The following is a 24,784-nucleotide window of genomic DNA, read 5'->3' on the forward strand; positions in this document are numbered from 1 at the left end:
CTTACTGTACGGTCATCATAAAATCTTCTCGTAATTTATATTTTTGAACTTTTCCAGATGCAGTCATTGGATAGTTATCGATAAAGAAAATATGTTTTGGAATTTTATGTCTAGAGATCTTATCTCGACAAAATTCTCGAATCTCTTCTTCGGTCGCTTGCTCCCCTTCTTTCAAAATAATCCAAGCTGCCGCTTCCTCTCCGTAAATAGGATCGGGTACACCAGCAACCTGGACATCTGAAATTTTTGGATGTGTATAAAGAAATTCCTCAATTTCACGAGGATATAAATTTTCTCCTCCGCGAATTATCATATCTTTCAAACGACCTGTCACACGCACATAACCAGCTTCATCCATTGTTGCCAAGTCACCTGTATGCAGCCAGCCTTCCTGATCAATAGCAAGCTCTGTTTCTTCCTGGTTTTTATAGTAGCCCTTCATTACATGGTAGCCTCTTGTACATAACTCGCCTTGTTCATTCCTAGGCGCTTCATCCGTTGTACCTGGAACAACAATTTTCACTTCCAAGTTGGGTAATGCACGGCCAACTGTTTCCACTTTTAACTCTAACGGGTCATCTGTTCTCGTCTGTGTAATAACTGGCGATGATTCTGTTTGACCATAGCAGATTGTAATATCTGTCATACCCATTTTCTCAATAACTGCTTTCATGACCTCTATCGGGCAATTTGAACCTGCCATCACTCCTGTACGTAAGGTCGAAAGATTGAAGGACGCAAAGTTTGGTAGATTAAGCTCGCTAATGAACATCGTTGGTACACCATGTAATGCTGTACATTTTTCTTGTTGAACAGTTCTTAGCACCTCTTCAGGTGAGAATTCCTGCACAGGTACCATCGTTCCCCCACTTGTTGTAATAGCTAAAGTTCCTATAACACAACCGAAACAGTGGAAAAATGGTACTGGAATACATAGACGATCCTCCGCTGTTAAACGCATGCACTCCGCAATATTGACAGCATTGTTAACTAAGTTAAAATGCGTTAACATCACACCTTTAGGAAAGCCTGTTGTACCAGACGTATATTGAATATTAATGACATCATCATAATGTAGAGATTGCTCTCTTTGTTCTAACTGTTCCTCAGTCACTTTCTCTGCAGCCTTCAATACATCTGACCAATTTAGTACACCGGGATATTTAGTTTCGCCGATTAAAATAACATTTTTTAATAAAGGCAGTCGCTTTGATTGCAAATTACCTGGTTCACAATGTTCAAGCTCTGGACATAACTCTTGTAGTGTATTAATAAAAGAATGGTCTCGATAATTTTCAATTAAAAAAATCGTTTTGGCATCAGATTGTTTAAGTAAATACTCCAACTCGCTTGCACGATAATTAGTATTGACCGTAACGATGGGCGCACCCATCTTCCCTGTACCAAATTGAAGCTGTACCCACTCCGGAACATTCGTTGTCCACACCGCGATATGGTCACCCTTTTCAATTCCTAAACCCATTAAACCTCTCGCAACAAGTCGTGCTTGATAATTTAGCTGCTCATAAGTCATACGTAAATCTCTATCAGCGTAAACTAAAGCTTCATTCTGTGGATACTTTTTCGATTGTTCATCTAGCAATTGACCAATTGTTTGATACACCAGTTCTGCCATTAAGATCCCCCTTATATTTATGCTTACTTCTTTCAGCAGAGATCTCCCACCTCTATTGGTGATGAGATAAATGCGGATTCAAGCTACTTTCAGCGGATGTCCAAACACCCACTAAAAGAAGTGAAAGCCTTCGGCGAATGCCGTGGAATCGGAAAGGAGTGCTTTGTGCAAGCACAAAGCCGATTCGGGACAAATTATGCCGAAGCATAATTAAATAGAATTAACAGCCAATTAGACGAGAAATGACGAGTCGTTGAATTTCAGATGTACCTTCACCTATTTCCATTAACTTGATGTCACGTAAATGACGCTCTACATCGTATTCTTTCATATACCCTGAACCACCATGAATTTGAATTGCCTGATTACATGTACGGAAGCCCATTTCAGAAGCAAATAGTTTAGCCATTGCAGCCTCTTTGCCGAATGGTTTCTTTTGATCTTTCAGCCATGCCGCCTTATGTACTAATGTACGAGCAAGCTCTATTTCCATCGCCATATCAGCTAATTTAAATTGGATCGCTTGTAGCTTCGAAATAGGCGCACCAAATTGTTCACGTTCCTTTGCGTACTTTAGTGCCTTCTCATAAGCAGCCTGTGCAATCCCAACAGAAAGAGCGGCAATCGAAATACGTCCACCATCAAGTGTATTTAAAAACTGGCTAAAGCCTCGCTTTTCGTCCCCTAAAAGATTTGCTCTTGGCACACGAACGTTTTGCAACACAATCTCACAAGTATTGGAGCCACGAACACCCATTTTGTCATAATTACAGTTAATCGTTACACCAGGTGTATTTGTTGGCACAATAATAGAAGAAATAATTTTTTTTCCATCTTCACGTTTACCAGTTACCGCAGTTACAATAATTTGTCGAGCGTATCCTGCATTGGTAATCCAACATTTTTCTCCGTTAATAATGTAGTCATCACCATCAATAACAGCTGTGGTGCGCGTGCCACCAGCATCTGAACCTGCATTGGGTTCTGTTAAACCGAATGCTCCTAATGTCTCACCCTTTGCTAAAGGCACTAACCATTCTTGCTTTTGCTCCTCTGTACCGAAGTTGTAAATTGGCGAAGCGCCTAGGCTAACAGCAGCAGCGTAGCTTAACCCTGTTCCCCCACATGCACGACCAATCTCCTCTACAGCTAAAGCATAGGACACCGTATCCCCACCTGAACCACCATATTCTTCAGGAAATGGGATACCCAATAAACCTAGTTCCGCCATCTTCTTAAAGCTCTCTATTCTCATTGTTGATGTCTCATCAACCTCACGAGCATACGGTTTAATCTCTTTCTCAGCAAAATCACGCACCATGTCTCGAATCATTGCTTGCTCTTTTGTTAATTCAAAATTCATCCCTAATCCCCCTAATGTTCAATTTGTCATAGTAGATGTAGCTTAATGACAAGCAAATACCGACTAGTCGGTCTGTAAAAACAAATAATAAAACCAGCGTTTCCTACTGGCTACCCCTTTATCATAAATTGCTTCGCTTCTTCCATTGCTTGTTCCGTTACAATCGCACGTAATACCATATCAGTAAAAACTTCAGTAATTTGCTCCATTGTTAATGGCCCTGATTGCTTAAACCATTTATATGTCCAGTTAATCATCCCAACAATTGCCATTGTGACAATTGTACAAGGTAATTCTGTACGAAAATCTTTTGTTTCTTGACCCTCGGCTATCACTCTTTGTAAAATATCACGATAGTGGTCTCGCTTTTTATGAATCGTGTCACTATATTCATCTGAAAGTGAGCGACTCTCCTCATAAAAAATTGTAATATGTGCTTGATACATATCGAATACTTGTGTCAGCGTTTGTAGCATGGCACATAGACGTTTGATGGGTGTATCATATTTGTCATATGCATCCTGTGATTGTTGAATAACATACGAAATAAAGACATCATGAATTTCATATAACAGTTCATCTTTTGATTTAAAATTATGATAAAACCCACCCTTTGATGCCCCAATGTATTCTACAATGCGATCGACAGTTACATTGTGATAACCATCTTGCTGAAACAATTCAACTGAAGCGTCTACAATTCTTTGTTTTAACGTTTTTTTTACCATAGGCACCTATCATCCTTCATCTAGCTCTATACTCCATCACTCCTTATAATCAGGAAAAAGTATTTAAATCCATAAAGCATTCTGTTTTTTCCTAATTATAAAAATACTATGACAATATAAATATAGCATTCTCAAAAATTGGTGTCTAGCAACAAATAGCTTTTTTCTATAATTTCGAGCATAATTTTTACCTAAAACAGAATTAAAGGATTTCACAAACACAAATCAATTGTATGATGTACATCTTTCTTTCATTACAAAATACAAAAAAATTTCCCTCGCATTAACACAAGGGAAAATTCCTTTTTATACAACTTTCGGTAGTTTACGGAGCCATGAAATAATAACAGCAACAATTAAGGCGAAACCTAAGTAGCCCATTGTTGAATAGACTTTACCAACTAATGTAGTAAATCCTACTAGGCTTGCAGCAAAACCTATCAATCCAATAACTACAATACTAACTTTAAAATATTGATGGTCTGGCGCAATAAATCGAACTGTAAATGAATAGAACATTCCTACCGCAGTATTGTACATCATGCCTAGTAAAGCAATGGACATTAAGACACCTACTATAGGGTGTATTTGTTTTGCTAATTCTAATGTTGGCATTGCTGCTCCATCAACAACATTTATTTTAGCAAACATGGCTATATTGATTAGTACAATTAACACACCAAGCATTAAACCGCCAAGTAGTCCTCCTCTGCCAGCAACTTTGCGGTCTTTTACTGTTCCACCCATCACAATTAACATTGCTGCACCAGCAGCGATATTATAGGAAACATAAAGCAACGCTCCCATTAGCCAATTAGACGCTGCAGACGGTTGTGCTTTCGCTAAAGCATTTTGCTCTGCGATGGATATATCCATTGTAAAAATGGAATATATCAAAATAATAAAAATGATACCCATTAAATAAGGGGTCACTAATGCTATTAAATTAATAATATTGTTAACATTTAATAGTAAGGTTAGTATGGTTACAACGACCATAAAAATACTACCAACCACTGGATTGATGCCAAACATTTGATGAAATGTCGATCCTGACCCAGCAAACATAACTACAGCAACACCAAATAAGAAAAACGTGATAACGATATCTAAAATAATGCCTACATATCGCCCTCCAATATGATAGATAACCTCTTTATGTGATGTTGTTTGTAGATCTGTCCCTAATTGTGCTAAACTCATCCCTAAAAATGCGAAGGCAAGTGTAGCAACAATGGCACCTATAATACTGTACAAGCCAAAGCTTGTAAAATACTGCATAATTTCCTGACCCGATGCAAACCCTGCACCAACAATTAAGCCTACAAATGCTCCACCTATCTGCCAACTTTTTTTCATAGCACACCTACTATTCTATTATATGAACTTAAGTCTAATTATTGATATGTTTTCTGTGCGACTGTGAAGGAACTAACCGTTTCCCTATTTATTTCATAACCAATTCCTATTTGCTGTGGTACTTCAATGTAACCATCTTTTACAACTACTTCTGGTTCGATAATATCCTTTTCCCAATATCGATTAGAGCCGGCAGTATCTCCTGGTAATATAAAATTCGACAACGTTGTTAAGGCCACATTGTGCGCACGACCAATACCAGATTCCAACATGCCGCCGCACCATACAGGAATGTTATGGGCCTCACAATAATCATGTATTTTTTTTGCTTCCGTTAGGCCACCAACACGACCAATTTTTATATTTATAATTTTGGTGCTACCTAATTCTACAGCCTTTCGTGCATCTTCTAATGAATGGATACTTTCGTCCAAACAAATTGGTGTTTCGATTAATTTTTGCAATGAAGCATGATCGATAATATCATCTGAAGCAAGTGGTTGCTCAATCATTGTTAAGTTAAATGCATCAAGTTGTTTCAATGTTTCAGCATCTTCTAGTCGATAGGCTGAATTGGCATCTGCCATAAAGGCTACATCAGGAAACGTTTCCCTTAATGTACGCATAACCTCTACATCCCAGCCTGGTTTTATTTTGATTTTCATGCGTTTATAGCCTTCCTTAACATAGCCGTCAACTAACGCAACTAACTCCTCGATTGAATTTTGTATTCCAATACTAATACCTACATCAATTTTTTCCTTTTTACCACCAAGTGCTGTTGCTAGGGATTGGCCAGTTTGCTGCGCATATATATCCCAAATTGCTCCTTCAATCGTCGATTTCGCCATATTGTTTTTACGAATGGGCTCAAATAATTGACTGACTTCATCAGGGTGATGAATCTCTTTATTTAAAATAAGAGGAATGAGGAAGTCTTCAAGCATATGCCAGTTTGTTTGGAGTGTTTCTTCATTGTACCAAGGTGAATGAAAGGCAACTGATTCTCCCCAACCAATTAAGCCTGATTCCTCTTTAGCCTCAAGGACTAAAAAGTCCCTCTCATCAAACGTGCCAAAGCTTGTTGTAAACGGTGCTTTTAATTTCATCTTCAGTTGTCGTATTGTGATTTCTGTAATTTTCATTTTAATTTGCCCCTTCCAAATTTAAAGCTGCTTTTTTCACGAAAACATATTCGTTAAAGTATTCTTGTTGCTGCAGTGAAATAGCGGCATACCCTGCTAAAAATAGCTGCTTTAGTATATTTCTTGTTTTGAAACGCCAATCCAATGCTAAGCTAGGATTTTGTGCTTTTAAGGCTTGAAAGTCCTGAGGAACAGGTAGCGTATACATCCCTTCCTTAAATTCCAAATTTTCAGTCATTTCTAAACATAATAAACCCTGCTTTGTAAGTTCACAGCTTGCCACTGGTATTGCATTCGCTACTTCTATTGCAATGTCATTCACCACATAATCTGAAGTTAAATGCCAGCTCACCTCAAATCGATCAGAGGGCAACCCTTTATTGAAGCCATCCTCCATTTCACCGTAGCAATTTTCTATATAGGTATAACAAATACCCTTTAATTTAGATAGATTAAGATAAGCATTTCGGGTTTCGAGAGGGTCAAATGTCCATACCATTAAATCATAGCCTCGATCAATAGCAATAGCTCGCTGTTCATACTTTAACTTCTCTCCTATACCTAGTGATCGGTATTTTTCATCAATCCCTAACATATGTGAGCATAGATAGCTTTTGCCTTCTCGAAAACCCGCAAAACCATAACTAAAACCGACTAATTTATCTTCTTGATAGGCACCTACAACGATGCCCCCATTTTTCACTGCGGTAAGCGTTTGATGGAGAGGAATTGCAGGCATGCCCCACACATCAAACTCTAATTGCTGAACTTGCTCAAGTTGTTCTATTGTTTTGATTTCTCTTATCTCTATCATAGCTATCTCTTCTTTCTATATCTTTATAATGCTCTTAAAATAGCCCTTGTAATAATATTTACACCTATTAAAAGCCGATCTTGATTAAAGGTCATTTGCGGATGGTGTAAGCCCGGAGTAACCCCACAGCCTAATCCAAGCATTGTAGCTTTAAGCTTCGGACGTTCATAGGTATAAAAATGAAAATCCTCCCCTCCTGGTGTAACAACTGGTGGAGCACAAGCCTTTTCCCCAACTACATCAATAATAGCTTCCTTCATATGTTGTAAGGCTTCATCATCCACCAATGCTGCCACTATATGAGCATCGACCTGTAAAAAAATCTTGGCACCATACATCGCTTCAACAGACGCTTTTACACGCTCCACCCCCTCTGTGATTACCTGCATCACTTCATTTGTTTGGGCTCGTGCATCAATGCTAAAGCTAGCTTTACCAGGAATAATATTTGTGGAGGTGCCTCCTGCATTAAACTGTGTCATTTTGACAGAGGCAGAGATAGTTGGATCCGTCCAAATTTTTTGAAGACCTTCGACAATCGCTGCTCCAACCTCAATTGCATTAATGCCAAGTTCTGGTCGTGCGCCATGTGCCTCTTCCCCAATAATGGTCCCTGTAAAAAGCTTTGCTGCTCCGTGGTATAATGCTGGCGCATATGACCCATCCTGTAATTCCTTTAATGGTCGAACATGAACACCAAATAAATAATCTAAATCATCTATAATACCTTTTTCGACAAATGCGCGGGCTCCTTGTGCCTTTTCCTCAGCAGGTTGAAATAGAATGCGTACAGCACCTGACAATAAATGCTCCATGTCCTTTAACAGCAATGCAGTTCCAATAGCCATCGTCATATGACCATCGTGTCCACAAGAATGGTTAGCTTGAAAGACACCATTCACCTCCTGCCAAAGTGCATCTATATCAGTGCGAAACCCTACTCTAGGTGTTCCTTTACCAATATCAACATAAAGTCCTGTCATATCTTCAAAAAGCTGCGGCTCCATCTGGGCCTCTCTCAATAAATTTGCTATATAGTGCGTTGTATTGTGTTCTTGCCAACTAACTTCCGGATGTTCATGTAAATGTTTAAAAATATCTGCCAGACGTGGCTGTAACTTTTGTAATACTTGATTCATAGTAGTCAACTCCATCGGTTTGCTAAAAAGCTATTTTGGAAATCATCATATTTTACGCGTTGATTTTCATAATAGTCATGATCTTGTGCAGTCATCCCAGCTATTAGAGTATTTAAAAATGCTATGAGTGCTGGCATAGCATCTATTGTGGACACTTCTTGTTGTTGTTCGTTCACAAAGGTAATGGTTGCATATTGTGTAATAGGTGCAATTTGAGAATCAGTAATGCCAATAATCTCACATTTTTTTTCTTGTAATTCAGCTGCAAATTGGATCGGTTCTTTAAAATAACGGTGGAACGATAAAATAATTACTACACTATCCTCATCAATCTCTTGGATAGCACGTATGACCTCACTTGTCTCAAAATTTAACAGTACAACATTTGGTCTCAAAAGATTTAATGTAAAATGAAGCCATTGTGCAGCTAAATGGGAGGAGCCATTCCCTGCAATATATATTTTTTTCTTCTCATGGAGCAATACTGAAGCTCGATTAAAATCTTCCTCATGAATATTTTTAGCCATATTTAAAATGCGAGATGCATCTTTTTCCATAGTCTTTACATAAAAACGTGGATTTTCAAAAAGAGCTTGCTTCGATTGCAAATAATTTTGCAAACTACTTGCATTTCCTTCATTAAATAAATGCATTGTCACTTGACGTTGCAATTGTGCATAACCAGATAAGCCTAACGCATAACAAAAGCGGATAACTGTCGTTTCACTTACTCCAGCCTTTTCCCCTACATATGAAGCGGAGTGAACTCCAACTGTCTGTAAATTTTTTAAGATGAATGTAGCTACCTTTTGTTGACTTTTGGACAACTCTTGATATTTCTCTTGAATCATTTGCTGAATTGTTTGGTTCCCCATAAAAGAAGCGCATCCTTTTTTTATTTATATTTTGAAGCCTTCACTTCATTTTTATGTACACTAGCCTAACATACATATTTTCTGAATTCAATATTTTTTCTGAAATTTTAGTTTTATCATCTCAATTGCTCAAGATCTTTTCATCGACATTTAACAAATTTCGCTTCAGTTAAACTGCCAACCCACTCAACCTATGCTATATTTAAAACCATGGAACTATGAAAGGGTGTTAACAATGGCAAAAAGCGTAGTAATCGCTGAAAAACCTTCTGTAGCACGTGATATTGCACGTGTGCTGAAGTGTACTAAAAAAGGAAATGGCTTCCTTGAAGGAGATAAATACATTGTTACTTGGGCGCTTGGACATCTTGTAACACTAGCTGACCCTGAAAGTTATGATGTGAAATATAAAACGTGGAATCTTGAAGATTTACCAATGCTTCCTGAACGCTTAAAATTAACTGTCATTAAACAAACTGGTAAACAATTTAATGCAGTCAAAAGCCAACTTACACGTAATGATGCAAGTGAGGTAATTATTGCGACAGATGCTGGACGTGAAGGTGAATTAGTAGCACGCTGGATACTTGATAAAGTAAAGATTAAAAAACCACTTAAACGCTTATGGATTTCTTCAGTAACCGATAAAGCAATAAAAGATGGTTTTGCCAATCTAAAGCCTGGCAAAGCATATGATAACCTCTATGCATCTGCTGTAGCTCGTTCTGAGGCTGATTGGTATATCGGGCTCAATGCAACTCGTGCTTTAACTACTCGCTTTAATGCACAGCTCAACTGCGGACGTGTCCAAACGCCAACGGTCGCTATTATTGCCGCACGTGAGGATGAAATTAAAAATTTTAAAGCCCAAACTTATTATGGTATAGAAGCACAAACGACTGACAATTTGAAGCTTACATGGCAGGATGCAAACGGTAATAGCCGTTCATTTGATAAAGAAAAAACTGATATCTTAGTTAAGAAACTTGGAAATAGCAATGCCATCGTTGCTGATATTGAAAAGAAACCTAAAAAATCGTATGCTCCAGGCCTCTATGATTTAACGGAATTACAGCGTGATGCCAATAAAATTTTCGGCTACTCTGCAAAAGAAACGCTGAATATTATGCAAAAGCTTTACGAACAACATAAAGTATTAACATATCCACGTACTGATTCTCGCTTTATTTCTCAAGATATCGTGGCAACAATACCTGAACGCTTAAAGGCGTGTGGCATCGGTGAGTATCGTTCGATCGCTAACAAACTACTTACTAAACCAATCAAGCCTACAAAGGCCTTTGTCGATGATAGTAAGGTCTCAGATCACCATGCCATTATTCCAACAGAAGGCTTTGTAAATTATTCTGCGTTTACAGATAAAGAACGTAAAATTTATGATCTTGTTGTGAAACGATTCCTAGCGGTGCTACTTCCTGCTTTTGAATATGAGCAATTAACATTACGTGCAAAAATAGGCGATGAAAGCTTTATTGCCCGCGGAAAAACAATTTTATCAGCTGGCTGGAAGGAAGTTTATGAACATCGCTTCGATGATGACGACTCGACGGATGATGTAAAGGAACAAATACTACCACGAATTGAGAAAGGTGATATATTAAAAATAAAATTGCTTGCCCAAACATCTGGTCAAACAAAACCACCTGCTCGTTTTAATGAAGCTACACTGTTATCAGCGATGGAGAACCCAACAAAATACATGGCTACGAATGATAAAAAACTAGCAGACACATTAAAATCTACGGGTGGACTTGGCACAGTGGCAACACGAGCTGATATTATTGATAAGCTTTTTAATTCCTTCTTAATCGAAAAACGTGGTGGTAAAGATATATATATTACTTCTAAAGGTCGTCAACTACTTGATTTAGTGCCTGAGGAATTAAAGTCCCCTGCCCTCACGGCTAAATGGGAGCAAAAGCTTGAGCTCATTGCAAAGGGCAAGCTCAAAAAAGATGTATTTATTAGCGAGATGAAAAATTATACACAAGAAATTGTGTCTGAAATTAAGGGCAGCGACAAAAAATATAAACACGACAATATCTCGACTAAATCCTGTCCAGATTGCGGAAAACCAATGCTTGAGGTAAATGGTAAGAAGGGGAAAATGCTTGTCTGTCAGGATCGTGAGTGTGGTCATCGTAAAAATGTCTCACGTACAACAAATGCACGTTGTCCACAATGTCATAAAAAATTAGAGCTTCGCGGTGAAGGCGATGGTCAAATTTTCGTTTGTAAATGTGGCTATCGTGAAAAATTATCAGCCTTTGAGGCAAGACGTAAAAAAGAAGGCGGAGGCAAGGTAGATAAACGCTCCGTACAAAAGTACTTAAAGCAACAAAAGAATGAGGAACCAGTGAACAATGCACTTGCTGAAGCATTGAAAGGTTTAAAATTCGACTAAGCAAACTGAGCAAATATTGCGCCTAGAAAGGATGACGGAGGAACGGAAATCACCTCCCTCGCCTTGCTAAACGTTCTTTTGCTGTAACATCACTATCTTCTACAACATAAGAGCAAATTTACATTTAGTGTAAATTTGCTCTTTTATTTATGCATACTCAAATCCTCAAAACATATCTTGAATTGACCGAATATTCTTTATATTAAAGGAGGATTTATTAGAATGGAAGCGAAAAATTTTAGACCACGGAATGTGATTTTTATGACGATTGTTGTTGGTGTATCTGTGTTAATTGGTCAAGCTATTTATGTTCTGTTTATAGATGTGCCATTCCCATAATAAGTAGTTAACTCTTTAATTGTCTGAGCAAATATTTTTCATTCTCTATTATTTCCTGATGATTTGGTTTCCATTTTTGTGCCTCTGAATTATGCTGATAGGCATTTTCAAATAACCGTAACTCCCTATAAAGCAAACTTAATTGCAAATGGGGAATCCACGTTGAGTAAGCCCATTTTTGGATCGTCATCGTATCAACAGGAGCTTGTTGCAGAGCTTGGGAATACCAATAAATAGCCTCTTTATATTTCGATTGTTCCATAAAAAATTGGCCCATTCGGCAACATGCTTCTGGCTTTGGTCGATCATATAAGAAAGATTGCAAAATAGCTTGCTGGGCCTGTTTATCATCATGTAAGCGTCGATAGCATTCCCCAACATGTAAGCAAGCCTCAATACGGTCATCTACTGTTCCTAAATCATGATCCAAAAATGTATTGTATTGATTGATCGCTTCTAAGTAACGTTGATGCTTTTTTAGTTCATTAGCATAAAAAAATAGGTCTCTTGCTGAAAGTGAATGTCCCTCTTTTAGTAAACCTTCATAAATACAAATATTACGATAAAGATCTCTGGATAATGGCAAATGTGTGATAGCTATATCACTATGATAAAACGGACCTGATACCTTTAATTCCTCATGAACAGCACCTTCCCATTGAAAATGACTTGCCCTTTTTACTAGACGAACATTTCGTTTACTACACTCTACTACTCCATCATGATCAAGTGATAGGTAGTAATCCATCGTTACCGCGTCAATAGAAGGAAATAAAGATTGCTTTAATTGACTGAACTTGTATTGGTTTTCCTTTGTTATGACGTCATCTGCATCAAGCCATAAAATATAGTCTTTTGTTGCCTGTTTAAAGGAAAAATTACGCGCATTGGCAAAATGATCAGACCAAGGAATATCATAAATTCGAGAGGTATAATTCTGAATAATAGTCTTCGTACGATCAGTTGAACCTGTATCAATGATATTAATCTCGTCAACTATATGCTGAACCGAATCTAAACATCTTTCAATTGTAGATTGTGCATTTTTAACAATCATACATAAACTAATCGTTAACATCTGGTCCCCTCCTTAACCATGTTGAAATGTACACTCTTGCAGTATTTTATCGAAAAAATATTCCAATTATCACCCGACTTTTTAATTTATCGTGAAAACACAAAAAAACGAACGCGATACACGTTCGTTTTTGTTTTAGATTTTGAACTTCTGCTGAATCAAGATAAATATTGCTCTCGCCATGTTAGTTGCTCTTTGTCAGTAAGCTGTTGCTCAAGATAATGATCCCATCGATTGAGAAACGTATTCCACACACGTACAAATAGTATATCTTGTTCTTTATCATAAAGAACAAACTCTAAACATGGGCTATCATTAATTTGTTGCGCTTCCGTTTGAACAATTTTTGTGATGACTTTTTGGGAGTTGCCCACTTCCTCTTCATTCTCCTCTTGTAATGCTGCTATCACCAGTGATTCTTCAAACTGCTCCTGTTGTTCTGCTTTTTTATCAATATAACGATATAGCTCTGGTAGGTCATCGTATTCTTCTCTATTATCTGCATCAATAGTTAGAAATGATTGATGGCAAGGACTGAAGTAAAGCGTGGTCTTTTCTATTTCTAGCTCTTCCTCAAAGATTCCCTGTTCAAGCTGCAGCTGTCCTTTTTCAGTTAGACTATAATAGTTATCCTCTTTCTTCATAAGGTTGACTCGAACCATTAAAGAAACCAAATCCTCAATAAATAATGGATCTACAAGCAAAAGCTCACTCAATTCAAGAGTACTTTCAAAATCAGCCTCTTGGATGCTTATTAGTAGCATGGTCATTAAGACATCCATTGTCGAACGGCGCACAGGCTCATACATTACCTCTACTGTCCTAATGGGAATACACCATTCAGCAGTTTTGACAATCTTAATATTGCGATTTTGTTGAAGCTCACGCATTAGCCGTTGCTGTAATTTTGACAATCTACATCACCAATCCTTCATGATTACGCAAGCCGTTGTAGGATTTTACTGTATTTAATAAATTAGTATACATTTCTCTTGTATCTTGATGTTTTGCACGTTTCGCAAACATTTCAGCACTGCCAATAAGCAATAGTAACTCACGGGCACGAGATAGCGCGACATTTAAGCGACGATAATCTTTTGCAAAGCCGATGTCTCCCCCCTTAGGAGTATTTCGAACCATACTCACTAAAATAACATCCATTTCCATACCTTGGAACTTATCAACTGTTCCTGTTCTAAACTGCAAATGCGGTAGCTGTAATTCTTGCTGTAGGAGACGATTTATTCTCTTTACCTGCTCACCGTAAAAACTAATGACACCAACACTTTTCTTTGCGTCTTGCGGTATTCGTCCTGCTTCTTTTGCTACCTTAACTGCATCATTTAAGTCTAATAAAATATGACGGATTGTTTGTAACTCTCCTTCATTATAACGACTTGTTCCACCCTTAACTTGCTCCTCTAAATAAGGTTTTTCAGTAGGGATATCAATCCAAAGTAAATGATCATGTCGTTTTACAAATTGCCCCTCTAAGCCATGATCCCTTGCTGCATCTGAATCTGGTAAACCACATTGTAAACCATTTTCCTCCTTCGCATAAAATGGTGTGATGCTTTGCATAATTTTTTCATGCATACGATATTGTAGTGCTAGCATTTGTTTATGTGTTGGAGGCAGATTATTAAATAAACGTTCAAATAATGACTCTCGTAATAGATTTTTCAATTCTTGTGCGCCTTCAAAATTCGGATTTTCTTCTAGCATCGCCTTTAAAGTTTCCTCCAGCGTATCGTCTCCTAACAGTGGAGGTAGCTGATGATGATCACCTACTAAAATAACTTTTTTTCCCTTAAGCATTGGTAATAGTAGCTCTGGTGGTGTAGCCTTTGAAACTTCATCAATAACGACAACATCAAAAGTAGGATAATTCTCCATAAATTCTTTACTTGCGGACGCTACACATGTTGTTCCAATAACGTTCGCATGACGCACATACAATTTTCGAATTTCATCTAAATCATACTCTGTTGCGTTTTGAAGTTTTTCACGCCACTGTTCTTGTAGCTTTTTGCGAAGTGGTAGCTGTTTTTCCTGCCTGTGCAATGTTTCAATTGCTTGTTTGGAAGTTTGAATAGCTTCCATCACCTCTTCAGCCGTTCTCTCTGGCGTTGATTGCAAAAGTTTTGTATATGTTGCTAATTGCTTTTCTTTCTTCAATCCAGCTATATTAATGTCTTTTATCCGTTCTTCCATTTGTGCTAGCTGCTGCTCTATATCATGTAAGCTTGTTGTGACAGTCTTCAGTGAGGCTTGCTTTGGCACTAGTTGAACTTTTGCCTGTTCCACTGTCTCTAGCTGCTTACTTGCTTGCTGTAGAGCTTCTCGAGATTGTGCTGAAAGTATCTTTAAATATTCAACTGATTCTTCTGGCTCCTCAGCAATTTGAAAAGTATTTGCTAATTGTTGTAAACGCTCTGTATGCTGTAAAAATGGTTGCAGCTGTCGTTGGTAACTTTGCACATCAAAGCTAGTTATTGCACACTCCTGATGAATTAAAGTCATGAGATTTTTTCGGAAAGAATCGTATTCCTGATCCTTATGCTCTTGTTGTTGTTTTAGTGCTACTCCCTTTTGCCAAACGTAATCACGACGCATATATAGCCCAAGCAAATAACTTTCGATCATATCATTTGCTGGTGCTTGGCCATCCTGAAACGCAGTGTTTAACTGTGCGAATACACCTGTAAGGTTTTGCAAAGAAAACGATTGTACTGGTTGCAATCTACTTTTAGCAAATGCTCGTTCCTTGACTTCATGAGTAACTAAAGCCTCTAACTTCGCAATTGCCTTTTGTAGACGCGCATTGATTGTGGACCATGCCTCTAAATCTTTGGCATCTTCTAAATGTTGTAAGCGATTCATTTGATGTGACAGTACATGAGAAGGGCGAATTTGATAATGTTGTAAAAATCGCTCGATTAGCTCAAAGGATGTTAATGTATGGATATACTTTTGTGCTTCCTTCATGATAACTAGTCGATTACTTTCGATTTCATATTTATGTTGAATTTCTTGAAATTGCTGTGTTAGCTGCTGCTTTTGTTCTTGCAATTCCTTATATTGAGCTGCCGCTTCTAGTTGTTCCACTTTACGTGTAGTTTCTTGAATCGTACGTTGTAATTGCTCAACAGAAGGATAATCTGCAAGTGTCTGCTCAAGCTGCTGTACAATTGGTTCAATTTGTGCAAGCTGTTTCTCATAATGATCTTTTTGGGCTTCACTTGACTGTTGATCCGCCTTAGCAGCTTTTAATTCTTTTTTTAATGCTTGAATTTCCTGCTGTAAAATAGGTTCATCAATAGCCGCTTGCTCTTTTGCAGCTATTTCCTGTCTTAGTTGCTCTAGCCATTGCTCTAATTTTGCTAGTTCATTTTGTGCTTTTTCAACGTTTGCTTTTAACTCTTGCTCACGTTCTGGGAATACCAATATGGCCTCTTCAATTGCCGCCAATGTTTGTTCCCGCCACTGAAGAGCTACATTTTCCTCTATAAACTTTTTGCCTTCCTCCTCAATACTTTCCGTTCTACCATATCGTAAAATACGAATTTCTTGATTGGATAGCAACCGTCCTAATGCATTATCGACTGCTAAATTTGATTGCGACGCAACAAGTGTTTTTAAACCTGCCTTTACATTTTGCTGACAAATCTCTGAAATCACGGTTGTTTTCCCCGTACCTGGAGGACCTTGTATAACATATAAATCCTCAACAGATAATGCACCTAAAACAGCGCGTCGTTGATATTCATTTAAGTTATTATGAAACTCAATATCTTCTCGTAGCTTGGACGCTCTGACTGTTGGACGCCGTTCAAACAGGATTGTTTCTAGATTAGGGTTCACTGCCTCTCCCTTCTCTAGCTTTGTAAAGCCGTTGCGTAGTCTTCTAATTTGACTTAGTGTCGCAAAATTACTGAAACTTACTTGTTTCGAGCGTAGATTAAGCTGATCTTTACGAGCTAAATCCTGAACGAAAGGTTTTAAATCAATTTCAGCTGTTTGCTTTCCAGCGTTCGCCTTTAAAACTTGTCCAATTTCACCGCGAACCCCTTGAATGCTTACACTTAATCCTTCTAACTGCTTCCATTCTTTATTCTTTATGTAGGGACATACAATGGTTAACCGTGTAAAATCCTCGTTAAAATAGCTTTGCTTAAATTCGCTATGAATATCGTCAATGGTCGCATCGCGTTCTTGGATTTTTAAATAGCCTTCCCAACTAGCTATACGTTTTTTTACATATTCTGTACGTTCTTCCGCTATTGGAAGCTGTCTTATTTTCGTATGAAGCTCTAGTGGAATACCTGCACCATTGTTAGGTTTTGTAACAAATTGCAAGGCAGCTGCTAATCGACGATTCGTATTGATTGGCCCACGCATATGGACAAAACGAATATTTGTCGCTAGCAATCCTTCCACCTTTAGCACACAATCCATAATAACGGTTTTCTCAGCAAGATAATCGTGTAATTTTTCATTGTCTTGCGCATTAAAATAGATGGATAAAAATGTTTCACCAACTGTTTTAGCTTTCCGTTTTTCAATATAGACGGTAAAAGATCTTTGTAACGCAAAAAAGGCATGCTCGTTTGCTGAGCATTCCTCTACCGCTTCCTTCGCCTTATTGGTCAAAATAAGATTACAGCGTTGTTTTTCTAGTAAAGCGATGTCCTGCATGAGCAGCCCTCCCTCCTGTGTCACTAAAGTTTTATTTTATCACATCCCAAAAGAATACTTACAAAGAAAAATCCCCTGCACAGTGATTTCTTACCACCGTACAAGGGTTATTTTAATGTTGATCAATTGTTTCCTTCGGCAAATTCTTGCTCATTTCGCAATATTGAACAAATACACGTGCTAATTCACGTAACCGGCTGTGCACATCTTCATCTACAATTTTATTATCTGCATCAAAATGTGATGTGTGTGTATATACATAGTTAGGCGTTACAAGAGCACGGAAGTAATCCAAAATCGGCTTTAATTGATTTTCGACTACAAGATGGTGCTGATATGTGCCTCCATTCGCAACAATGGATACTGGCTTATAACGCATTGTTTTAGGATGTAAGAAGTCGAAAGCATTTTTCAAAACACCTGGAATGGACGCTTGAAAAATAGGTGTTGCAATAATATAAGCGTCTGCTTCCTCAAATTGTTGAATCATTTTCTTCATATCATCGTTGAGTGGTGAACCATCCACAATTTGATGCTTATATTGACTAAAATGCATCATTTCTAACTCGAAACTAGCATCTAATTCTTTAATATATTGTTCCACTTGCTCTAAAATAGCACCTGTTTTACGACCAAACATTGTGCCATCAACGAGTAAAATTTTCATCTTTACTTTGCCTCCACATTCATCTTCTACAATAATATTGTAACAAATGAAAAGTGGCTCGGAAAGAATTGTAGTGTGGAAAGGAACAATTTCAGTCTTTAGGCGGAACGGAAACACTATTTACATTATTTTTTCTCTTGATCGCGATGCCGAAAATGGACTTCCTTATCAATAACTGTTTCCTCAAGCTTATATTTATCTCGATTAATAACTACATCACGATTTACTTTCTCGCCTTCATGTAGCTTATCCCAGTTAAATAATACCTCTCTTGAAATGGTATCTTCTGAAGCTTCGGGATACTCGCATGTTGCTAATTCATCTGACGAATAAATAGTGACTGACTGCTGCTTACCATATAAGGCAATGATGATCATAGCCTTAGCCACCTGTGAGGCATCAATTGCTCTAGAGCGTTTAAAAGGTCCTATTAGTAGAGGATGTGCAAACTTTAATAGTTTTTCTCCTACCTTTTCCCCTAATCGAAATTCATCCCGATCTCCTACTAACAGTGATGGTCGGATAATAGAAAGCCTCTGTAAACCCAACTCCACTAAATCATGCTCTAGTTTTCCTTTAACCCGATTATAGTAAAAAGGCGAATTTTCATTGGCTCCCATTGCTGTGATGACGATAAAATGAGGAATGCCACGTTTTTTTGCTAAGGAGGCAATTGCTAATGGATATTCAAAATCTACCTTTTCAAACATCTCACGAGAACCTGCTTTTTTTATAGTTGTTCCTAAGCAACAATACAATTCATGAGCAAATTCAATATCTTGTTCTTCTATCTGATCAAAATCACAAATTTTCACTTCTAGCTTTGGATGTGTAAAAGTTGGCTTTCTCCGTGCAATAACTGTTACTGAAACATATTCATTATTGTTACATAGTTGTTCAACAAGAGAGGAACCCGTTAAACCTGTTGCCCCTACAACAATCGCCGCACGCATGCTCATGCTTCTCCCCTCCTTCTCCATAATTTACATTAACGTATGTTTCTTTCCTTATCTTGGCCTTACTATATATATCGACCAATTTTATGATGATTAAAAAGTTAATTATGATGTCCTTCAAGATAGCAATTTAGAAGATTCTCTAAAGTCCATCGTGACCAAATCCTAAATTTTACACATACTTGTTCTTTCTTCGCCATAATTTAAAGAGACAGAGGAAAGGGTGGGATACATTTGCAAAAAGAAACGCAAGCAATTGAACCAAAAAAAACGATTGTTTTCATTATTGAAAGCTGTATTGATAAAGGGCTGTATCCTTTTGAACGGGTTTCAACATTAGCTAAGCTACTTACTAATGAGAAAGTTCTTATATTTGTAAAGACTCCTTCGAATGAAGGTATTCAAATTTTAATGAATGAAGGTCTTTCTCCTATTTTATTTGACCATTTTAACGAACTGCCTAAGCAAATTAAAGGAATTCAGCCTGATTTAATTGTCAGAGATGGGCGTAACTCTGAAAGCTGGCAAGTACAAGATTTACGACCTTTCTGTAAAACCATTATTCACTTCGATGACTTTGGTGAAGGTGGTCAAGCCTGTGATTGTGTATTACTAGCACTCTATCAAGAAGTTAAAGATTATTTACCGTCGCATTATATTGGCGGAAGTTTTGTTTTTGCACTACCAGAAGCTTATCAACAGTTTGACGACATCCCTGACAATAAAACACCTGAAAACCCTCCCCATATCGTTGTTGCTTTCGAAGATGGGGACGAGCATAATTTAACCTACCGAACACTTCGACACTTAACTCAACTACAAATCCCACTACAAATTACAGTTATGATTGACGATAGCTATCGCCATGCAACAGATGATTTGCAAATGATGGTTCTAAGTCGTCGCAATACCGCTATTCTTCGCGATAAAAACGCACTCCTTAAACTATTACCGAAAGCTGATGTCATTATTTGTAATGCTAACTATACACCTTATAAAATTGCTTCTTATGGTGTGCCCTGCATTACACTTGCACAAACTGAAGCTGAACTACTACATGCTTTCCCTCGGGAGCATAACGGCTTCATTCATCTTGGACTTGGTCGTAAAATGAAGCAATCACAAATCCAAAATGCTGTTATGGAGTTCCTTTTACATGAAGCTCGCAGTGAACGGGCTGTAAGAAAGCAGCGACAACTCAATCTTGCAGCAAACAACGAAACACTCCAAGCTTTACTTTTAGATTTTGCTTATGATCGTCATAATATCGCTTCTACTTAGTGCTACTTCGAAGATGATTATGATACAATATATAAGAATTTTTCACTCCAGCTCTTCTTGTGAAAGTTGGAACATAGGCAGATTCAAAAATTATCAGAACCCGATTGATTTAAATTATAAGCGGTGGGGGCTCAAAAAAACCTCCATCGCTTTTACACGCATTCGCTATACAAACATTCTCATAAAGGAGTCATAATCATGCCAACAAAAAGCGATATTGAATACCAAATTAAAGAGTTAAAAATGGACTATATGAATTTACAAGGTGATATCGAAAAATTAGAGTCTACTGGGCACAACGATCAGGTATCAAAAGCAGAGCAACGCCTTGCTAATATGGAAGCTAAGCTAGCAGAACTTAATAAACAATTAGCTGAACTATAAAATGTAAACACGAAGGATAGTTGGAGGAACTAATATGGCAATATTAACAGTTGAAAATTTAGGTCATTCTTTTGGTGATCGTACACTCTTTAAAGATGTTTCGTTTCGATTAGTAGAAGGTGATCACATTGGACTCGTAGGAGCTAACGGTGTAGGTAAATCTACATTAATGGGCATCATAACGGGGCAAACAATTCATGATACAGGAAAAGTTGAGTGGCTTCCTGGTACACATTATGGGTATCTTGACCAACATACTGTACTAACTGCTGGCAGAACAATGCGTGAGGTGCTACGCGATGCCTTTTTACCATTATATAAAAAAGAAGAAGAGCTAAATGACATTACAGGGAAAATGGCAGAAGCATCACCTGAAGAATTAGAGGTTCTGCTAGAGCAAATGGCGGAAGTTCAAGATGCACTCGATGCGGGCGATTTCTATTCTCTTGATATGAAAATTGAAGAGGTTGCACGCGGACTTGGTCTTGATGCCATTGGCTTAGAACGTGATGTAGCTGCCCTTTCTGGTGGACAACGTACAAAGGTTTTACTAGCAAAGCTGTTATTAGAAAAACCGAAAGTCCTATTACTAGATGAGCCTACGAACTATTTAGATGAGGAACATATTACTTGGCTAAAGAACTATTTAAAAAACTATCCATATGCATTCCTCTTAATTTCACATGATACAGAATTTATGAACGAGACAGTGGATGTTATTTTCCAACTTGAGTTTTCCAAATTAACGCGGTATACAGCAACCTATGAAAAATTCCTAGAGCTTGCTGAAATTAATAAACGCCAGCATATTGAAGCATATGAAAAGCAACAGGAATTCATCAAGAAACAAGAGGACTTTATCGCTAAAAATAAAGCGCGCTATTCTACTACTGGACGTGCAAAATCTCGTGCTAAGCAGCTCGATCGTTTAGAACGAATTGATCGACCAGAGACGGCTGTAAAACCTGAATTTGGTTTTAAAGAAGCACGTTCATCTGGCCGCTATGTTGTAGAGGCTGAAAATTTAGTCATAGGTTACGATAAGGACAAGCCATTGCTTCCTCCACTGACTTTTGCCATTGAACGTGGCGAAAAGATCGCGCTAGTTGGCATGAATGGTGTAGGTAAATCAACATTACTAAAAACGATGCTAGGGAAAATTAATCCCCTTGGTGGGAAAGTGGTTCGAGGTGATTACCTTTATCCATCTTACTTTGAGCAAGAGGTTAAAGCAGAGAAAATCACTCCAATTGATGATGTGTGGAATGCCTTTCCTTCTATGGAACAAGCGCAGGTTCGTGCCGCTTTAGCAAGAGCTGGTTTAAAAACGGACCATATTACACGCCCACTCAATTCATTATCTGGTGGTGAGCAAGCGAAAGTTCGTTTATGTAAATTAATGATGGAAGAAGCTAACTGGCTTCTTTTTGACGAACCGACAAACCATTTAGATGTAGATGCAAAAAATGAACTAAAACGTGCTATGAAAGAATTTAAAGGCACCATCGTACTAGTAAGCCATGAACCAGAATTCTATGACGGGCTAGTAACAAAGGTTTGGAATGTACAAGATTGGTTCACTTCTGGACAACAAAGCTAATATCAAGAGCAGTTCCCACATATTATAGGGGCTGCTCTTTTAATTTTTTTGAAATTACTATGTATAATTAGACATCTTTAAACATAATATAATCAGTGGACTAACAATTTACATTTATATTTTATAATCTCTCTCCTCTAGGACAAGCCCGTGGGTAACCCAAAACTCATTACACCAAGACACTATACTTACATCATTGTAAGCTGAATAAATGAAACCTTTTGCTGTATGCTTCGTATACTTAATATAACTAAAAAAATATTTTGCTATTGAGAAAATATTTCAATTAACTATTGATTTATATATAGCTTACTAGTAAGATATATATAGACCACTTAACTTACTAATAAGCTATTTGTAAAATATAATCTAAAAAAGAAAGCGAGGAATGAAGAATGACAGTTACAATTTACTCACAAGCGAGCTGTTCTTCATCCAGAAAAGCACTTAAATGGTTAAAAGATCACAACATTGAATATAAAGAAAAACGTATTACATCTCACCCTCTTACTCTTGCAGAATTTAAAGAAATTCTAAGTATGACGGAAGATGGCACAGATGAAATTATCGCAACTAACTCGAATGATTTTAAAAACTTAAATATCGATATTGAACAACTTTCTATTCAAGAGCTATTCGCTATTATCCAGGCACACCCAAGAATGTTGCGAAGCCCTATTTTAATAGATGAAAAACGTATTCAAGTTGGTTACAATGAGATGGACATCCGTCGTTTTATCCCACGTAAAGTGCGTGCATACGAATTAAATGCGATGACAAGATTGGCACAAGAAAGCTAAAACAGTTTTGGAGATGACCTTCTATGGATCAAGAAAAACAAAAAGCCATTACCTCATTGTTTGAAGTCGTTTCATCTATTGAGCGTAAGTGGGCAAACGAGTGGAATAATCATAATGTGCTCGGCTTTTCAAAATCCCATATTTTAATTTTAGACTACTTATCGCAGGAGGGCCCAAAACGCCCTTCTGCTATTGCTGAGCGGTTAAAAGTAACCACTGGTGGCGTCACAGTGTTAACAACAAAGCTTATTAATGGAGGCTTTATTGAAAAAACACAGCACGCTACAGACCGACGAGCTTCTCAACTTGTCATAACTGCTGAAGGAGAAAATATCCTAAAAGAATCTCGTCAACAAGTGAGCGAAATTATTAACAATATGTTTGGGATGCTAACAGCAGAAGAACTGCAAACATTACGAAATATTTTTTCTAAATGTCTATTGGATGTTGAGACGAATCGATCAGAATAAAGAACTCAAAACAATCTATAGCATTTTTGTAAAAGGTAAAAAAGGCTTACCCTTTCGCAAAAAAATGTTATTTTTCGGCAAAGGTCTCGCATACAAAATGAAAGTGTTTATTCATTTTATTGTTATTGTGACTAATTATAGAGAGCCTTTCCTTTCTCTAAAAATAGTTATAATGAGCATAAAGCCTTTGTAGCTTAGTTGATTGGAGAGGAGACAATGTCACTTCTATGGGATATGCCTCACAGATGAGACCCTTGAGCGAACAAAGTGAAATGACTCATCGGACTCTCTCCTGAAATGGGAGCTGGCGGAACGAAAATCAGCCCAGTCAAAAGGTCTTATTCTATTAGTTACCTCATTTCTTTCACAACATGAAAAGATGCATTCGCAAATATTTGCGAATGCATCTTTTTTTGATTAGCCGAACGAATACTTCTGTCTAAGTACTTGTGGTAGGCGACCAATCGGCTTTTATTACGCTGGTAGCACAGATTCCACAATAGCTGTATCCGACATGAGCATTTCTTTTAAACGAGCCTTTGCACGGAACAAACGAGACTTCACAGTTCCTATGGAAACTTTCATAATCGTAGAGATTTCTGCAAGTGAATATTGGTCTATGTAGAAATACCATAAAGTTTTTCGATAAATGGCATCTAATTGCTCCATTTTATCTTGGACTAGTTTTGTGACAATATCCTTTTCAATTTTTTCTTCTGTTGAAATATCATTATTGGGAACCAAATCTAAAATCGGTACGTCTAATGTTTCAGGTTGGTTCATCATATATTTACTACGACGCACTTTTTTACGATAGCGGTCTCTAAAAGTATTCATTGTAATAGTTGTCAGCCAAGCTTTAATATGCTCCACCTCAGCAACGCTGTCTTCATAGCGTACAACCTTAACCCAAACTTCTTGCATTAAATCCTCAGCTTCTACATTATTGCGAGTTAGTTTTAAACATAAGTGATATATATAACGATTGTACTCCTCGTATACGCCTTCTAATTTTTCATTCATTGTG

At 37.6% G+C, this 24,784-nt stretch carries 20 protein-coding genes; 6 read left to right on the forward strand and 14 right to left on the reverse strand.

Going from position 1 to position 24,784, the window contains the following annotated elements; genetic code table 11:
* Position 1: 1 nt before the first annotated feature.
* The 8 genes from ABC382_RS13260 to ABC382_RS13295 all read right to left on the reverse strand — a co-directional run bounded on the left by ABC382_RS13260 (position 2) and on the right by ABC382_RS13295 (position 9,059).
* A complete protein-coding gene (locus ABC382_RS13260; protein WP_322604832.1) occupies positions 2-1,636 on the reverse strand; it encodes an AMP-binding protein in 1,635 nt (544 codons plus the stop codon).
* Positions 1,637-1,856: 220 nt separating this feature from the next.
* On the reverse strand, positions 1,857-2,999 hold the full coding sequence (locus tag ABC382_RS13265) for an acyl-CoA dehydrogenase (protein ID WP_322611222.1): 1,143 nt from the start codon (positions 2,997-2,999) through the stop codon (positions 1,857-1,859).
* A gap of 110 nt (positions 3,000-3,109) precedes the next feature.
* Positions 3,110-3,727 carry a TetR/AcrR family transcriptional regulator gene (locus tag ABC382_RS13270; RefSeq protein WP_274795455.1) on the reverse strand — a complete coding sequence of 206 codons (618 nt, stop codon included), beginning with the start codon at positions 3,725-3,727 and terminating at the stop codon, positions 3,110-3,112.
* Positions 3,728-4,033: 306 nt separating this feature from the next.
* Positions 4,034-5,086 (reverse strand): YkvI family membrane protein, encoded by a 1,053-nt coding sequence (locus ABC382_RS13275; RefSeq protein WP_312505055.1) that lies wholly within the window; start codon positions 5,084-5,086, stop codon positions 4,034-4,036.
* Between the two features lie 38 nt (positions 5,087-5,124).
* Positions 5,125-6,231, reverse strand: a complete 1,107-nt coding sequence (gene menC, locus ABC382_RS13280; RefSeq protein ID WP_322611221.1) for an o-succinylbenzoate synthase — start codon at positions 6,229-6,231, stop codon at positions 5,125-5,127.
* A 1-nt stretch (position 6,232) separates the two neighbouring features.
* Entirely contained in the window at positions 6,233-7,045 is an 813-nt protein-coding gene (locus ABC382_RS13285) for a GNAT family N-acetyltransferase (RefSeq protein ID WP_322611220.1), read from the reverse strand.
* Between the two features lie 23 nt (positions 7,046-7,068).
* On the reverse strand, positions 7,069-8,184 hold the full coding sequence (locus ABC382_RS13290) for a M20 peptidase aminoacylase family protein (protein WP_312505058.1): 1,116 nt from the start codon (positions 8,182-8,184) through the stop codon (positions 7,069-7,071).
* A 5-nt stretch (positions 8,185-8,189) separates the two neighbouring features.
* Positions 8,190-9,059, reverse strand: coding sequence for a MurR/RpiR family transcriptional regulator (locus tag ABC382_RS13295; protein ID WP_274795451.1), 870 nt, complete (start codon positions 9,057-9,059; stop codon positions 8,190-8,192).
* 235 nt (positions 9,060-9,294) lie between these two features.
* Here ABC382_RS13295 and ABC382_RS13300 point away from each other — a divergent pair, with 235 nt between their 5' ends.
* Complete coding sequence (locus ABC382_RS13300; RefSeq protein ID WP_322611219.1) at positions 9,295-11,484, forward strand: DNA topoisomerase III; 2,190 nt, start codon at positions 9,295-9,297, stop codon at positions 11,482-11,484.
* A 346-nt stretch (positions 11,485-11,830) separates the two neighbouring features.
* Here the strand turns inward: ABC382_RS13300 and ABC382_RS13305 are convergent, their stop codons facing one another.
* The 5 genes from ABC382_RS13305 to ABC382_RS13325 all read right to left on the reverse strand — a co-directional run bounded on the left by ABC382_RS13305 (position 11,831) and on the right by ABC382_RS13325 (position 19,225).
* Positions 11,831-12,901 (reverse strand): glycosyltransferase family 2 protein, encoded by a 1,071-nt coding sequence (locus tag ABC382_RS13305; RefSeq protein ID WP_274795449.1) that lies wholly within the window; start codon positions 12,899-12,901, stop codon positions 11,831-11,833.
* Between the two features lie 158 nt (positions 12,902-13,059).
* Complete coding sequence (locus ABC382_RS13310; protein WP_274795448.1) at positions 13,060-13,815, reverse strand: hypothetical protein; 756 nt, start codon at positions 13,813-13,815, stop codon at positions 13,060-13,062.
* A gap of 1 nt (position 13,816) precedes the next feature.
* On the reverse strand, positions 13,817-17,599 hold the full coding sequence (locus tag ABC382_RS13315) for a DEAD/DEAH box helicase (RefSeq protein WP_322611218.1): 3,783 nt from the start codon (positions 17,597-17,599) through the stop codon (positions 13,817-13,819).
* A gap of 112 nt (positions 17,600-17,711) precedes the next feature.
* Positions 17,712-18,266: an NADPH-dependent FMN reductase gene (locus tag ABC382_RS13320; RefSeq protein ID WP_274795446.1), complete on the reverse strand. Its 555-nt coding sequence runs from the start codon at positions 18,264-18,266 to the stop codon at positions 17,712-17,714.
* Positions 18,267-18,391: 125 nt separating this feature from the next.
* Entirely contained in the window at positions 18,392-19,225 is an 834-nt protein-coding gene (locus ABC382_RS13325; RefSeq protein ID WP_274795445.1) for an oxidoreductase, read from the reverse strand.
* Between the two features lie 231 nt (positions 19,226-19,456).
* Between ABC382_RS13325 and ABC382_RS13330 the strand changes: the two genes are divergently transcribed.
* From ABC382_RS13330 to ABC382_RS13350, 5 genes are all read left to right on the forward strand, one after another.
* Complete coding sequence (locus ABC382_RS13330; RefSeq protein WP_274795444.1) at positions 19,457-20,503, forward strand: PseG/SpsG family protein; 1,047 nt, start codon at positions 19,457-19,459, stop codon at positions 20,501-20,503.
* Between the two features lie 198 nt (positions 20,504-20,701).
* Positions 20,702-20,887 (forward strand): SE1832 family protein, encoded by a 186-nt coding sequence (locus ABC382_RS13335; protein WP_274795443.1) that lies wholly within the window; start codon positions 20,702-20,704, stop codon positions 20,885-20,887.
* A 34-nt stretch (positions 20,888-20,921) separates the two neighbouring features.
* Positions 20,922-22,487 (forward strand): ABC-F family ATP-binding cassette domain-containing protein, encoded by a 1,566-nt coding sequence (locus ABC382_RS13340; RefSeq protein ID WP_274795442.1) that lies wholly within the window; start codon positions 20,922-20,924, stop codon positions 22,485-22,487.
* 395 nt (positions 22,488-22,882) lie between these two features.
* The gene (gene spx, locus ABC382_RS13345; RefSeq protein ID WP_274795441.1) at positions 22,883-23,287 is read left to right on the forward strand and encodes a transcriptional regulator Spx; all 405 of its coding nucleotides are present in this window, start codon (positions 22,883-22,885) and stop codon (positions 23,285-23,287) included.
* A gap of 23 nt (positions 23,288-23,310) precedes the next feature.
* The gene (locus tag ABC382_RS13350; protein ID WP_274795440.1) at positions 23,311-23,757 is read left to right on the forward strand and encodes a MarR family winged helix-turn-helix transcriptional regulator; all 447 of its coding nucleotides are present in this window, start codon (positions 23,311-23,313) and stop codon (positions 23,755-23,757) included.
* Between the two features lie 474 nt (positions 23,758-24,231).
* On the opposite strand, the gene ABC382_RS13355 is transcribed toward ABC382_RS13350, so the two are convergent.
* Positions 24,232-24,780, reverse strand: a complete 549-nt coding sequence (locus tag ABC382_RS13355; protein WP_155592487.1) for an RNA polymerase sigma factor — start codon at positions 24,778-24,780, stop codon at positions 24,232-24,234.
* Between the last annotated feature and the right edge of the window lie 4 nt (positions 24,781-24,784).

Origin of the sequence: Lysinibacillus phoenicis (assembly GCF_047238325.1) — a bacterium.
Classification (GTDB): Bacteria; Bacillota; Bacilli; order Bacillales_A; family Planococcaceae; genus Lysinibacillus; species Lysinibacillus irui.